This window comes from Pseudoxanthomonas sp. J31 (genome assembly GCF_000510725.1).
Taxonomy (GTDB): Bacteria; Pseudomonadota; Gammaproteobacteria; order Xanthomonadales; family Xanthomonadaceae; genus Pseudoxanthomonas.
In genome coordinates this window covers 165,368-179,371 of the sequence record NZ_KI783312.1, presented here as the reverse complement: position 1 = coordinate 179,371, position 14,004 = coordinate 165,368, and the positions used below count along the sequence as shown (strand labels likewise).

Below are 14,004 nucleotides of genomic sequence, written 5' to 3'. Positions count from 1 at the left end.
GCAACATGGCAAAGGCCAAGCCCGCCACGAAATCCGCTTCTTCCACCAAGCCGCGCAAGGCCTCCGGCCTCAACCCGGTCGCGTCCTCCTCGCGCATCGAGATCGGCATCGACGCCAGCGACCGCAAGGAGATCGCGGAAGGCCTGGCGCGTTACCTCGCCGACGCTTTCACCCTCTACCTGAAGACCCACAACTTCCACTGGAACGTGACCGGTCCGATGTTCAACTCGCTGCATGCGATGTTCATGGACCAGTACACCGAGCAGTGGAACGCGCTGGACGAGGTCGCCGAGCGCACCCGCGCGCTGGGCTTCAACGCCCCCGGTTCCTATGCCGAGTTCACCCGCCTGACCTCGATCCGCGAGGAGCAGGGCGCCGACGGCGTTCCGGACTGGAAGGGCATGGTCCAGCAGCTGGTCGAGGGCAACGAGGCGGTGTGCCGCACCGCGCGCAGCGTGCTCAAGATCGCCGACGACGCCGGCGACGATCCGACCGTGGACCTGCTGACCCAGCGCCTGCAGACCCACGAGAAGTACGCCTGGATGCTGCGCTCGCTGCTGGAATAAGCGGCCGCCGCGGTACCCCCTCTTGCGGCCGCCCCAGGGCGGCCGCATCTGTTTTGGCGTACGCAGCGCCCCGGCGTCCGTCCATGGCGGGGCCGGCTTGTTGGCGCGGTGCATTGATCGATAGTGTAGGCACAACCCCACGCGCCGGAATGGCCTTGTCGCGCCCCTCCATCGACGGATTGCATGCCCTGCTGCGGGACCCGGCCGCGTCCCGGTTGCCGGCCAGCCTGCGCGAGCTGCTGCTGCAGGCATGGGACGCCGAGGGCACCGGGCACCAGGCCTCGCTGCCGTGGCCGGTGATCGCCGATACCCTGCGCAACCTGGTCGCCCTGGACGCCGACGAGCCGGCGCTGGCCGCCGCCCTGCTGTACGACCTGCCGGGGCTGCGTGCGGTGGTGGCCGCCAGGGTATGCGCGCAGTGGCCGGCGGTGACCGGCCTGCTCGACGGCCAGGACGCGGCCGACCAGGTCTGGGCCCTGCACGCCGGGCGCGAGGCCGGGCGCAACGGCGAGGGCCTGCGCCGGCTGCTGCTGGCGATCATCCAGGACCTGCGCGTGGTGCCGGTGCTGCTGTCGCGGCAGCTGGCGCGGATGCGCGCCGCCCAGGACCTGCCGGGCGAGGAGCAGCGCGCGCTGGCGCAGCTGACCCGCGACATCCACGCCCCCCTGGCCAACCGCCTGGGCATCTGGCAACTGAAGTGGGAACTGGAGGACCTGGCGTTCCGGGCGCTGGAGCCGGACACCTACCGCCGCATCGCCCACGAGCTGGACGAAAGCCGCGCCGACCGCGAGCGCTACATCGAATCGGTCAAGGCCCAGCTGGGCCGGGCCCTGGCCGTGCACGGGCTGGCCGCGGAGATCAGCGGCCGGCCCAAGCACATCTACAGCATCTGGCGGAAGATGCAGAAGAAGCAGCTGCCGCTGGACAAGCTCTACGACCTGCGCGCGGTGCGGGTGATGGTGGCCGACGTGGCCGCCTGCTACGCCGCCCTGGGCGTGGTCCATTCGCTGTGGGTGCCGGTGCCGGGGGAGTTCGACGACTACATCGCCCGGCCCAAGCCCAACGGCTACAGTTCGCTGCACACCGCGGTGGTCGGTCCGGAGGGACGCACGCTGGAGGTGCAGATCCGCACCCGCGAGATGCACGAGCAGGCCGAGCTGGGCGTGGCCGCGCACTGGCGCTACAAGGAGACCGGCGGCAGCGCGGCCGGCAAGGGCGCCGGCCGCGCGTTCGAGCGCAAGATCGCGTGGATGCGGCAGCTGCTGGAGCAGGCCTCGGAGAACCGCGACGAGGGCCTGGCCGTGGCGCTGGACGCCGAGCTGGTGGAGGAGCGGGTCTACGCGCTGACCCCCAAGGGCGAGGTGATCGACCTGCCGCGCGGCTCCACCCCGCTGGACTTCGCCTACCACGTGCACACCATGGTCGGGCACCGCTACCGCGGGGCCAAGGTCAACGGCCGCATCGTGCCGCTGGGCTACCGCCTGCGCAGCGGCGACAAGGTCGAGATCCTGACCGGCAAGGAGCCGGACCCCAAGCGCGACTGGCTGCTGCCGGCCAACGGCTACCTGGCCAGCGGCCGCTCGCGCGACAAGGTCCGCGCCTGGTTCCACAAGCTGGACCGCTCGCGCAACGTCCAGGCTGGCCGCGAGATGCTCGAGCGCGAGCTCAAGCGCCTGGGCCTGCAGTCCGCCGACTTGGCCCCGGTGGCGAAGAAGTTCCACGCCGAGACGGTCGACGACCTGTACATCCAGGTCGCTCTTGGCGACGTCGGCCCGCACCAGATCGGGCGCGCGCTGCACGAACTGGAGCGCGCGGCCGAAGCCGCCGCCAGCCAGGCCGCGCCGGCGCTGCCGCCGCGCCCGGCCAGCCGCCAGGCGCGCGCCAGGCCACGCCCGGGCTTCACCGTGGAGGGCGTGGGCAACCTGCTGGTGCAGCTGGCGCGCTGCTGCCAGCCGGTGCCGGGCGAGCCGATCACCGGCTACCTCACCCGCAGCCGTGGCGTGACCGTGCACCGCGCCGAATGCGCTTCCTTCGCCCGCCTGGCCGCGGCCCAGCCGCAGCGGGTGCTGCCGGTGGAATGGGGCTCCGGCGGCAGCGGCTACGAGGTCGACGTGGCGGTGCGGGCGGTGGACCGCAAGTGGCTGCTGAAGGACGTGACCACCCTGATCGCCCAGGAGGACGCGCACGTGGCCGACATCCGCTCGGACCTGCACGCCGACGGCCGCCTGCAGCTGCGCCTGCGCCTGCGGGTGAACGATTACGGCCAGCTGGCCACCCTGCTGGGCAAGCTGGACGCGCTGCCGGGCGTGGAGCGGGCGTGGAGGCTCGGTTGAGGCGCGGAAACGGGGCGGATGCACGTCGCCGCGGGCGCCGCAAGGTTTGCCGCCGACAGCCCGCTGGCATAGGCTTTTGCGCATGAACCCAGGCACTTCAGCACAGGCAGTCGCGGGCGCGCCGCCGGCCACCGGCGAGCCGGTCCCCGACTACGTCCTCGAGCTGGAGCGCGCCGCTTCCTACCTGCCGGTCGAGCAGCTGCCGCTGCTGCGCGAGGCCTGGCGGGTGGGCGCCGCGGCCCATGCCGGGCAGACCCGCAAGTCCGGCGAGCCCTACATCACCCATCCGGTGGCGGTGGCCACGGTCCTGGCCGAGCTCGGCCTGGACGTGGAGACCCTGGTCGCGGCGATCCTGCACGACACCATCGAGGACACGCCGCTGACCCGCGAGGAGCTGGCGGCGCAGTTCGGCGAGGACGTGGCCGAGCTGGTCGACGGCGTCACCAAGCTGGACAAGCTCAAGTTCCGCGACCGCCAGGAGGCGGCGGCCGAGAGTTTCCGCAAGATGCTGCTGGCCATGTCGCGCGACCTGCGCGTGATCATGATCAAGCTGGCCGACCGCCTGCACAACATGCGCACCCTGGGCGCGCAGAGCCGCGAGGCGCGGGCGCGGATCGCGCGCGAGACCCTGGAGATCTACGCCCCGATCGCGCAGCGCCTGGGCATGAGCCTGGTCAAGTCCGAGCTGCAGAACCTCGGCTTCCGCGCCCTGCATCCGTGGCGCCACGCGATCATCGAGAAGCACATCCGCAGCCAGCCGGTGGTGCGCCGCGAGTCGATGGCCCAGGTCGAGGTGCAGCTGTCGCAGGGCCTGGCCCGCGAAGGCCTGGAGCACCGCCTGGTCAGCCGGATCAAGACCCCCTGGAGCATCTACAACAAGATGCGCAGCGAGGGCAAAAGCTTCGACCAGGTGATGGACGTGTTCGGCTTCCGCGTGGTGGTGCGCTCGGTGGCCGACTGCTACCACGCCCTCGGCGCGGTGCACGCCCAGTTCAAGCCGCTGGACGGGCGCTTCCGCGACTTCATCGCCATCCCCAAGGCCAACGGCTACCAGTCGCTGCACACGGTGCTGTTCGGCCCCTACGGCTCGCCGATCGAGGTGCAGATCCGCACCGAGGAGATGGACCTGATCGCCGAGCGCGGCATCGCCGCGCACTGGACCTACAAGCACGGCGGCGACAGCCCCAACAGCGCGCAGAGCCGCGCCCACGCATGGATCGTGGAGCTGATCGAGTCGCAGCGCGCCGCCGGCTCGTCGCTGGAGTTCCTGGAGAACGTCAAGATCGACCTGTTCCCGGACGAGGTCTACCTGTTCACCCCCAAGGGCCGGATCCTGGCCCTGCCGCGCAACTCCACCGCCCTGGACTTCGCCTACGCGGTGCACACCGACGTCGGCAACCAGGCCGTGGCCGCACGCGTGGACAAGAAGCTGGTGCCGCTGAAGACCAAGCTCTCCAGCGGCCAGACCGTGGAGATCATCACCGCCAAGTCGGCCGCGCCCAAGCCGCAGTGGCTGGAGTTCGTGGTCACCAGCAAGGCGCGCACCTCCATCCGCCACCAGCTCAAGCAGCTGGAGCACGAGGACGCGGTGCAGCTGGGCCACCGCATGCTCGACCGCGCGCTGGAGGCGATGGGCAGCTCGCTGGAGCGCCTGCCGGCCAAGCGCCTGGAGTCGTTCCTGGCCGAGCACCGCTTCCCGCGCCTGGAGGCGTTCCTGGCCGAGGTGGCGCTGGGCAACTGGATGCCCAGCCAGGCGGCGCAGGCGCTGATGGCCTATGCCGAGCTGCGCGGCGGCGCCCAGTCCAAGCACTCGCAGGAGAAGATCCTGATCAACGGCACCGAGGGCGGGGTGGTCAGCTTCGCCAACTGCTGCCAGCCGATACCCGGCGACGAGATCATGGGCTACCACACCTCCGGCAAGGGCGTGGTGGTGCACCGCCTGGACTGCCCGAACCTGGCCGAGTTCCGCAAGTCGCCCGAACGCTGGGTGCCGATCGACTGGGACCCGAACGTCACCGGCGACTACGACACCTCGCTGATCGTGGACGTGGAGAACCACACCGGCGTGCTGGCGCAGCTGGCCGCGGCGGTGGCGCAGAGCCAGTCCAACATCGAGCGGGTGGACTACCTGGACCGCGACATGAACGCCGCGCAGCTGCGCTTCGCCATCCAGGTGCGCGACCGCACCCACCTGGCCGAGGTCATCCGCCGCCTGCGCCGGCTCAACGTCGTCCAGGGCGTGCGCCGCCAGTAGCGGCCGCCGCCACCCCGGGCCGGCGGCGGCGCGGGACGCTAGAATCCGCCCCTGTCCTACACCACCCGGGAATCCGCCCCCATGCTGCAGATCGTCCACACCGACCACGCCCCGGCCGCCATCGGCCCCTACTCGCAGGCCGTGCGCAGCGGCAACACGGTGTATTTCTCCGGCCAGATCCCGCTGGTGCCGGCCACCGGCGAGGTGGTCGAGGGCGGCATCGAGGCACAGGCGCGGCAGGTGTTCGAGAACCTCAAGGCGGTGGCCGAGGCGGCCGGCGGTTCGCTGGACCGGATCGTGCGCCTGGGCCTGTACCTGACCGACTTGTCCCAGTTCGCCGCGGTCAACGCGGTGATGCAGCAGTACTTCACCGCGCCGTACCCGGCCCGTTCCACCATCGGCGTGGCCGCGCTGCCCAAGGGCGTGGCGTTCGAGGCCGACGCGGTGATGGTGCTGGACTGACCGCGCAGGCGTGGCACCCCGGGTCCCCGCGCCAGCGCTGGCAGGGCAGGGCGCCACGCCGCTGGCGTCCCTGCGCGGCGTAGGCGCCCGGCTCGCCGGGAGCCTGGCCGCGCGCGGGCTGGCCACGGTCCAGGACCTGTGGTTCTGGCTGCCGCTGCGCTACGAGGACCGTACCCGCCTGACCGGGATCGCCGACCTGCGTCCCGGCGAGCCGGCCCAGGTCGAAGGCACGGTCGAGGCGGTCGAGCGCGGCTTCCGCTACCGTCCGGTGCTGCGGGTGGCGGTGGGCGACGGCTCGCGCCGCACCCTGGTGCTGCGCTTCTTCCATTTCCGCGCCGCGCAGGTGGCGCAGTTCCGCCCGGGCGTGCGCCTGCGCTGCTTCGGCACGCCGCGGCCCGGCCAGCACGGGCTGGAGATGGTCCATCCCAGCTACCGGATCCTGGCGCCGGACGAGGATCCGGGCCTGGGCGACACCCTGGACCCGGTCTATCCCGCGATCGAGGGCGTGGGGCCGGCAACCCTTCGCAAGCTGATCGCGCAGGCGCTGGAGCGGTTGCCGCCGGCCGAGGCGCTGGAACTGCTGCCGCCGGGCATGCCCGGCCTGGCCGGCCTGCCGGGGTTGCGTGAATCGCTGTTGGTGCTGCACCGGCCGGCGCCCGGCGAGGACCTGGCGGCGCTGGCCGCCGGAACCCATCCGGCGCAGCGCCGGTTGGCGCTGGAGGAGCTGCTGGCCCACCACCTGGGCCTGCGCCGGCAGCGGCTGGCGCAGCAGCAGCTGCGCGCCCGCGCCCTGGACGGCCCCGGCGAGCTGGCGCGGCGGCTGCAGGCAAGCCTGCCGTTCGCCCTGACCGGGGCACAGCGCCGGGTGTTCGAACAGATCCGCGCCGACCTGGCCGGCCCCAGCCCGATGCAGCGGCTGGTGCAGGGCGACGTCGGCTCGGGCAAGACCGTGGTCGCGGCGCTGGCCGCGACCCTGGCGGTGGAGCGTGGCGGCCAGGTCGCGCTGGCCGCGCCTACCGAGCTGCTGGCCGAGCAGCACCTGGCCAACCTGCGCGCCTGGCTGGAGCCGCTGGGCATCCGCGTCGCCTGGCTGGCAGGCAAGGTCACCGGCAAGGCGCGCGCGGCGGCGCTGGCCGACGTAGCCTCAGGCGCCGCCCAGGTGGTGGTCGGTACCCATGCGCTGATGCAGGAGGGCGTGGCCTTCCACGACCTGGTGCTGGTGATCGTGGACGAGCAGCACCGCTTCGGCGTGCAGCAGCGCCTGGCGCTGCGCGACAAGGGCCCGGCCCACGGCCACGTGCCGCACCAGCTGGTGATGACCGCCACTCCGATCCCGCGCACCCTGGCGATGACCGCCTACGCCGACCTGGATGTGTCGGCGATCGACGAATTGCCGCCCGGCCGCACCCCGGTGCAGACCGTGGCGGTCAGTGCCGACCGCCGCCCGGAACTGGTCGAGCGCATCCGCGTGGCCTGCACCGAGGGCCGCCAGGTGTACTGGGTCTGCACCCTGATCGAGGAGGCCGAGGACGCCGGCAACGGCCAGGGCCCGGGGCTGCAGGCGCAGGCGGCCGAGCGCACCTTCGAGCAGTTGACCGCGCAGCTGCCGGGCGTGCGCGTGGGCCTGGTCCACGGCCGCATGAAGGCCTCGCAGAAGCAGGCGGCGATGCGCGCGTTCAAGGACGGCCAGACCGACCTGCTGGTGGCCACCACCGTGATCGAGGTCGGCGTGGACGTGCCCAATGCCTCGCTGATGATCATCGAGAACGCCGAGCGCCTGGGCCTGGCCCAGCTGCACCAGCTGCGCGGCCGGGTGGGGCGCGGCGCGGCGGCCTCGACCTGCGTGCTGCTGTACCAGCCGCCGCTGTCGGCGATGGCGCGCCAGCGCCTGGACGTGCTGCGCCGGACCGGCGACGGCTTCGTGATCGCCGAGGAAGACCTGAAGCTGCGCGGCCCCGGCGAACTGCTGGGCACGCGCCAGACCGGCCTGGCCGCGTTCCGCATCGCCGACCTGGCGCGCGACGCCGACCTGCTGCCGAAGGTCCACCAGCTCGCCGACCGCCTGCTTGCCTCCGCGCCGGAGACCGCCGACCGCGTGATCGCGCGCTGGGTCGGCGGAGCGGCGCGCTACGCCGGCGCCTGACATCGCACGCGTGTTCCCCCGGCATTGCCCTGCGCGCGCGGCGGCGCGACACTGCGCGGCCCTCTCATGGAGAACACGATGAGCGACCGTATCCCGCTGCTGATCGACACCGACCCCGGCGTCGACGACGCGCTTGCCCTGCTGATGGCCTTCAACGACCCGCGCCACGAGGTAGTGGGCCTGACCATCGCCGCCGGCAACGTCGGCCTGCAGCACACGGTGCGCAACGCGTTGAAGCTGCGCGAGGTCGCCGGCCAGCTGCAGGTGCCGGTGTTCGCCGGCTGCGACCGCCCGCTGGTGCACGCCCCGCGCGAGGACGCGGCCCATGTGCACGGCCGCGATGGCTTCGGCGACGTCGGCTATCCCGACCCGGCCGGCCAGGCCGAGGACGAGCACGCGGCGCTGGCGATCCTGCGCCTGTCGCACGAGCACGCCGGGCGCCTGGTGCTGGTCGCGCTCGGGCCGCTGACCAACCTGGCCCTGGCCCTGCGCCTGGACCCGACCCTGCCGCAGCGCGTGGCGCGGCTGGTGGTGATGGGCGGCGCGGTCAGCGCCCACGGCAACATCACCCCGGTGGCCGAGTTCAACGTCGGCTTCGACCCGGAGGCCGCGCACGTGGTGTTGTCCGGTTTCCCGAAGTACGACCTGGCCGACTGGGAGGCCACCCTGGCCCATGGCTTCCACCACCGCGAGGTGGAGAAGTGGCTGGCCGCCGACTCCCCGCGCGCGAGGTTCTACGACGCGATCTCGCGCCAGACCCGGCTCTGGTCCGAGGACCGCCGCGGCGACCACTGGCATTCGGCCGACGCGCTGGCCATGGCCTGGGCCCTGGAGCCGGACGGTGCGCTGGAGACGGCCGAGCGTCCGGTGGCGGTGGAGACCGAAGGCCGGTTGACCCGCGGCCTGACCGCGGTGGACTGGAACCGCCAGACCGGCGCCCCGGACAATGCGCGGATCCTGCTGCGTTACGACCAGGCCCGGTTCGACGCCCGGGTGCGGGCGGCCCTGGCCGCCGGCTGAGCCGGGCGGGTTCCGCGACCTTCCCCCGGCTTGCACCAGCCGGGGGCGAGCCGCTAGAATACCGGGCTCAGTCCGCTACAGCCTACGGTGCGCCGCCATGAAGGCCGACATCCATCCCGAGTACCGCGAAGTCGTCTTCCACGACGTCACCTCCGACTTCAAGTTCCTGACCCGTTCGACCCTGGCCGCCACCGCCAAGGAGTCGGTCAAGTGGGAAGATGGTAACGAGTACCCGCTGGTCAAGATCGAAATCTCCTCGGCCTCGCACCCGTTCTACACCGGCAAGCACAAGGTCGTGGACACCAGCGGCCGCATCGACAAGTTCCAGCGCCGCTACGCGCGCTGATCCCGGGCGCGCCGCCACCGGCGGCGACCCGGCCGATGTGATGCAGATGGAGCGGCCGCACTCGTGCGGCCGCTTCGTCGTGCGCGCGTTTTGCCGCGATGGGACGGAGCGTGCCGCCTGCGCCCGGCTTCTACGACTTCCGTCCAGCGGACCGGGGCGTATGGGTATGCGATAATCCCGGCGTTCCGCGGCGTGCCGCCACGGACCCCCCTACCGCGACCCTTGCGCTCCCGCGCGAAGGATCGCGCTTACCCCAAAGAGGAGCGCACACCGTGTCCAATCTCGACCAGGTCACGTTGAATGCCGGCGACAAGTCGGTGACCCTGCCGGTGCTCAAGCCGACCCTGGGCAACGGCTGCATCGACATCTCGAAGCTGACGAAGGAAACCGGCCTTTTCACCTACGACTCCGGTTTCACCGCCACTGCCAGCTGCAAGTCGGCCATCACCTACATCGATGGCGACAAGGGCGTGCTGCTGTACCGCGGCTACCCGATCGAGCAGCTGGCCGAGCACTCCAGCTTCCTGGAGGTGGCCTACCTGCTGATGAACGGCGAGCTGCCGACCGAGGCCGAGTTCAAGAAGTTCGAGCACGAGGTCACGCATCACACGATGATGCATGAGTCGCTGAAGAACTTCCTGCAGGGCTTCAACTACGACGCGCACCCGATGGCCATGCTGGCCGGCACCGTGGCGTCGCTGTCGGCGTTCTACCACGACACCCTGGACCTGAACGATCCGGAGCAGCGCCGCCTGGCCGCCATCCGCCTGCTGGCGAAGATGCCGACCCTGGCCGCCGCCGCCTACCGCTACTCGATCGGCTGGCCGATCCGCTACCCGCGCAACAACCTCGACTACGTCAGCCGCTTCCTGCACATGATGTTCGAGGTGCCGAGCGAGCCGCTGGAGCTGAACCCGGTCGTGGCCAAGGCGCTGGACCTGCTGTTCATCCTGCACGCCGACCACGAGCAGAACGCCTCGACCTCGACCGTGCGCCTGGTCGGCTCGACCGGCGCCAACCCGTACGCCTCGGTGGCGGCGGGCATCACCGCGCTGTGGGGCCCCGCGCACGGCGGCGCCAACGAGGCGGTGCTGAAGATGCTCGAGGAGATCGGTACCCCGGACAAGGTCGACACCGCCATCGCCAAGGCGAAGGACAAGAACTCGGGCTTCCGCCTGATGGGCTTCGGCCACCGCGTGTACAAGAACTTCGACCCGCGCGCCAAGATCATCCGCGAGATGACCCACAAGGTGCTGGGCGAGCTGGGCGTCAACGACCCGCTGCTGGAAGTGGCCATGAAGCTGGAAGAGGCCGCGCTGAAGGACGAGTACTTCATCCAGCGCAAGCTGTACCCGAACGTCGACTTCTACAGCGGCATCATCTACAAGGCGCTGAAGATCCCGACCGAGATGTTCACCGTCATGTTCGCCATCGGCCGCACCGCCGGCTGGGTGTCGCACTGGCTGGAGCAGCAGGTCGACCCGGAGGCGAAGATCGGCCGTCCGCGCCAGATCTACACCGGTTCGGACGTGCGCGACTACAAGCCGTTCGCCCAGCGCTGAGCGGCGCCGTAGCGCGACCAGGAACGCCCCGCACCCGCGGGGCGTTTCCTTTTGCGCGGCCGCCGGCTCAGCCGCCGGCCAGCAGGCCGCGCACCTGGGCCAGCGAGGCGCGCGGCATCGGCCGCTCGTCCAGCGCCGACAGCGGCGCCTGGCGCAGCACCGCGCCAGGCAGCACGGTCAGCTCGAAGGCCAGGTCCTCGGCCTCGAACAGCCAGGCGGTGACCTGCAGCTCGCGGCGGCGGTCCAGGCGCACGCGGCGCCCGCGCGGCTCGGCCGGGATCCGGTGCTCGGCCAGGAAGCGGGCCACCGCCTCCGGGTCGTCCGCGTGCAGGTGCAGGGCCACCGGCGAGCCGGCGTCGGCGGTGCCGTCCAGCACCGGGCCCACCAGGCGCGGCTGGAAGGCGGCGAAGAACTCCATGGCGCGGGCCGCGGCCTCGCGCCGCACCCGCACCGCGTCGGCCTGCGCCGGGCCGAGGAAGATGCGCTGGTACTCGCGCAGCGCCTCCTCGATCTCCTGGTTGCGCGGCAGCGAGGCCTCGTCGTGGATGCCCAGGCGGCTGGCGGCCTTGCGCCGGGCCTGGTTGTAGTCGCGGATGCCGCTCTCGGCCATCAGCCGCGCCGCCTCGTTGGCGAGCCGGCGGCGGCGTTCGCCCTGCCTGGCTTCCGCATGCTGGCGCGCGCGGCCCATGGCGATTCCCCCGTCAGAACCTGGGAACGACTGTAGCGCAGCGCGGTGACGGTGCGGTCACGGCGCCGCGCGGGCGTTCAGAAGATGTCGAACGCCTCTTCGTCCATGTGCTCCGGCGCCAGGTAGTCGAGGTTGTTCTGCAACCGCTCCAGGTCCTCGACCTTGATGTACTCGGCCAGGCCTTCGCCGAAGGTCGAAACCCGCCCGGAGCCGTCGACATGGACCTTGACCATGCCCTCCGGCGGCTCGTTCGGCGTCACCGGCTGGCCCTCCAGCGCCACCTTCATGTAGTCGATCCAGATCGGCAGCGCGGCCTTGCCGCCATACTCGCGGTAGCCCAGTGACTTGAAGTCGTCGCGGCCGACCCAGACCGTGGTGGCCAGGTTGCCGCCGAAGCCGGAGAACCAGGCGTCGCGGTGGTCGTTGGTGGAGCCGGTCTTGCCGCCGACGTCCTCGCGGCCCAGCACCCGGGCCGCGGTGCCGGTGCCGCGCAGGACCACGTCGCGCATCATCGACACCAGCTGGTAGGCGGTGCGCTCGTCGATCGCCCGCGGCGCGATCTTGCCGGCCGGCGGCTGCGGCAGGGCCTCGCGCGCCGGCGCCGGCTGCGCCTGTGCCTGGCCCGGCGCGGGCAGCGCGCCGAAGTTGAAGCCGTCCACCACCTGCGGCGCCGCGGCGGAGGCCGAACCGCCGCCGCAGCCGCGGCAGGCCACCGCCGGCTCGGCCTTGAAGATGACCTTGCCGTCGCGGTCGCGGACCTCGTCGATGAACCACGGATCCACCCGCGAGCCGCCGTTGGCGAACACCGCGTAGCCGCGCGCCACCGACAGCGGGGTCAGCGAGGCGGTGCCCAGCGACATCGACAGGTTGGGCGGCAGTTCCGCCTCGTCGAAGCCGAACTGGGTGATGTAGGTGCGGGCGAAGTCCACGCCGATGGCGTCGAGCATGCGCACCGAGACCAGGTTGCGCGACTGCACCAGGGCCTCGCGCAGGCGCATTGGGCCGCGGAAGCCGCCGTCGTCGTTCTGCGGCGACCAGGTCTTGCCGCGGCGGTCGCGGAACACGACCGGGGCGTCGAGCACGATCGAGGCCGGGTTGAAGCCCTTCTCGAACGCGGCCGCGTACACGAACGGCTTGAAGCTGGAGCCGGGCTGGCGCCGGGCCTGGGTGGCGCGGTTGAACTTGTTGCCGGAGAAGCTGTAGCCGCCGACCAGGGCGCGCAACGCGCCGGTGTTGGCGTCCAGCGACACCAGCGCGGCCTGGCCGCGCGGCACCTGGTCCAGGACCAGGCCGGCGTCGCCGTCCTGGCGTACCCGCACCACGTCGCCGCGCTTGAGCAGGGCGGCCGGGTTCTTGTTCGTCCAGCGCGCCGAACCGGCGGCCAGGGTGGCGCGGCTGCCATCGGCCAGCACCACCTCGGCGCTGCCGTCGGCGGCGGTGGCGGCCACGATCGCAGGCAGCAGGTCGGCCTGCGCCGCGGTGCCGCGCAGCTCGCGCGCCAGCGCCGCGTCGTCGGCATCGGCGGGGAGCTCGACGTGGCGCTCCACCCCGTGCCAGCCGTGGCGGTGGTCGTACAGGCGCAGGCCGTCGCGCACCGCCTTGTCCGCCGCCGCCTGGAACGCGGAGTCGATGGTGGTGGTGACGCGGTAGCCCTGGGTCAGGGCCTCCGGGCCGTAGCGCTCGATCATCTCCTGGCGGACCATCTCGGCCACGTACGGCGCCGAGGCCTCCAGCGGCGGCTCGTGGGCGCCGGCGTGCATCGGCACGGCCTTGGCCTGGGCGGCCTCGGCCGCGCTGACGAAGCCCAGCTCGGCCATGCGGTCGAGGATGTAGTCGCGGCGGATCTTCGCGCGCTCGGGGTTGTTGAGCGGGTTGCCGGAGGAGGGGAACTTGGGGATGCCGGCCAGCGAGGCCATCTCGTCCAGGTCCAGCTCGTCCAGCTTCTTGCCGTAGTAGAACTCGGCGGCCGCGGCCACGCCGTAGGCGCGGTTGCCGAAGAAGCTCTTGTTGAGGTACAGGGCCAGGATCTCGTCCTTGCTCAGCTCCCGCTCCATGCGCATGGCCAACAGCATTTCCGCGGCCTTGCGCTTGAGCTTGACCTCCGGGCTCAGGTAGACCTGGCGCGCCACCTGCTGGGTGATGGTGGAGCCGCCGGGGACCTTGAGGCTGCGGGTGGTGAGCATCAGCCAGATGGCGCGCGCGGTGCCCTTGTAGTCGACGCCGCCGTGCTCGTAGAAGCGCGCGTCCTCGATCGCCAGGAACGCCTGGCGCAGGCGCAGCGGCACCTGGTCGATGGTCACCGGGTAGCGCCGGGCCTCGCCGAACACCGCCATCAGCTTGCCGTCGGCGGTATGCACGTACAGCGGCTCCTGCAGCTCGATCTGGCGCAGGGCGGAGACGTCGGGCAGGTCGGCCGCGATGCTCCGGTAGAGCAGGGCCAGGACGACAAGCCCGGCCAGGGCCAGGCCGGCGGTGGCGACCAGGGCCCAGCGGAGCACGCGGCGGAGACGGGGCATCACGGTTCCGATTGCAGATTTCGCGGCCGCAGAGTATAGATGAGCGCAGGATGCCGCCGGGGGGGCATCCTTGGGGAACCAGGTCAGGCAGCCAGACAGCCGGTAGCGGGTCGA

10 protein-coding genes are annotated in these 14,004 nt (G+C 71.8%); 8 read left to right on the top strand and 2 right to left on the bottom strand.

The features are described 5' to 3' along the window. Positions 1-5 precede the first annotated feature (5 nt). The 8 genes from PSEJ31_RS0115000 (at position 6) to PSEJ31_RS0114965 (ending at position 10,686) form a co-directional block, all read left to right on the top strand. Entirely contained in the window at positions 6-566 is a 561-nt protein-coding gene (locus tag PSEJ31_RS0115000) for a Dps family protein (RefSeq protein WP_028915923.1), read from the top strand. 149 nt (positions 567-715) lie between these two features. Continuing rightward, positions 716-2,899, top strand: coding sequence for a bifunctional (p)ppGpp synthetase/guanosine-3',5'-bis(diphosphate) 3'-pyrophosphohydrolase (locus tag PSEJ31_RS0114995; protein ID WP_232211038.1), 2,184 nt, complete (start codon positions 716-718; stop codon positions 2,897-2,899). A gap of 82 nt (positions 2,900-2,981) precedes the next feature. Next, positions 2,982-5,153 (top strand): bifunctional (p)ppGpp synthetase/guanosine-3',5'-bis(diphosphate) 3'-pyrophosphohydrolase, encoded by a 2,172-nt coding sequence (locus tag PSEJ31_RS0114990; RefSeq protein WP_028915921.1) that lies wholly within the window; start codon positions 2,982-2,984, stop codon positions 5,151-5,153. A gap of 81 nt (positions 5,154-5,234) precedes the next feature. Then, positions 5,235-5,615 (top strand): RidA family protein, encoded by a 381-nt coding sequence (locus PSEJ31_RS0114985; RefSeq protein ID WP_019399241.1) that lies wholly within the window; start codon positions 5,235-5,237, stop codon positions 5,613-5,615. Positions 5,616-5,625: 10 nt separating this feature from the next. After that, positions 5,626-7,758, top strand: a complete 2,133-nt coding sequence (recG, locus tag PSEJ31_RS0114980) for an ATP-dependent DNA helicase RecG (RefSeq protein WP_028915920.1) — start codon at positions 5,626-5,628, stop codon at positions 7,756-7,758. A 78-nt stretch (positions 7,759-7,836) separates the two neighbouring features. Further along, complete coding sequence (locus PSEJ31_RS0114975; protein ID WP_028915919.1) at positions 7,837-8,778, top strand: nucleoside hydrolase; 942 nt, start codon at positions 7,837-7,839, stop codon at positions 8,776-8,778. A 97-nt stretch (positions 8,779-8,875) separates the two neighbouring features. Further along, positions 8,876-9,124 carry a type B 50S ribosomal protein L31 gene (locus PSEJ31_RS0114970; protein ID WP_028915918.1) on the top strand — a complete coding sequence of 83 codons (249 nt, stop codon included), beginning with the start codon at positions 8,876-8,878 and terminating at the stop codon, positions 9,122-9,124. Between the two features lie 272 nt (positions 9,125-9,396). Further along, the gene (locus tag PSEJ31_RS0114965; protein WP_028915917.1) at positions 9,397-10,686 is read left to right on the top strand and encodes a citrate synthase; all 1,290 of its coding nucleotides are present in this window, start codon (positions 9,397-9,399) and stop codon (positions 10,684-10,686) included. Between the two features lie 67 nt (positions 10,687-10,753). Here PSEJ31_RS0114965 and PSEJ31_RS0114960 read toward each other — a convergent pair whose 3' ends face one another. Continuing rightward, a complete protein-coding gene (locus PSEJ31_RS0114960) occupies positions 10,754-11,374 on the bottom strand; it encodes a hypothetical protein (RefSeq protein WP_028915916.1) in 621 nt (206 codons plus the stop codon). A 77-nt stretch (positions 11,375-11,451) separates the two neighbouring features. After that, positions 11,452-13,890, bottom strand: a complete 2,439-nt coding sequence (locus PSEJ31_RS0114955) for a penicillin-binding protein 1A (RefSeq protein ID WP_028915915.1) — start codon at positions 13,888-13,890, stop codon at positions 11,452-11,454. Positions 13,891-14,004 lie beyond the last annotated feature (114 nt).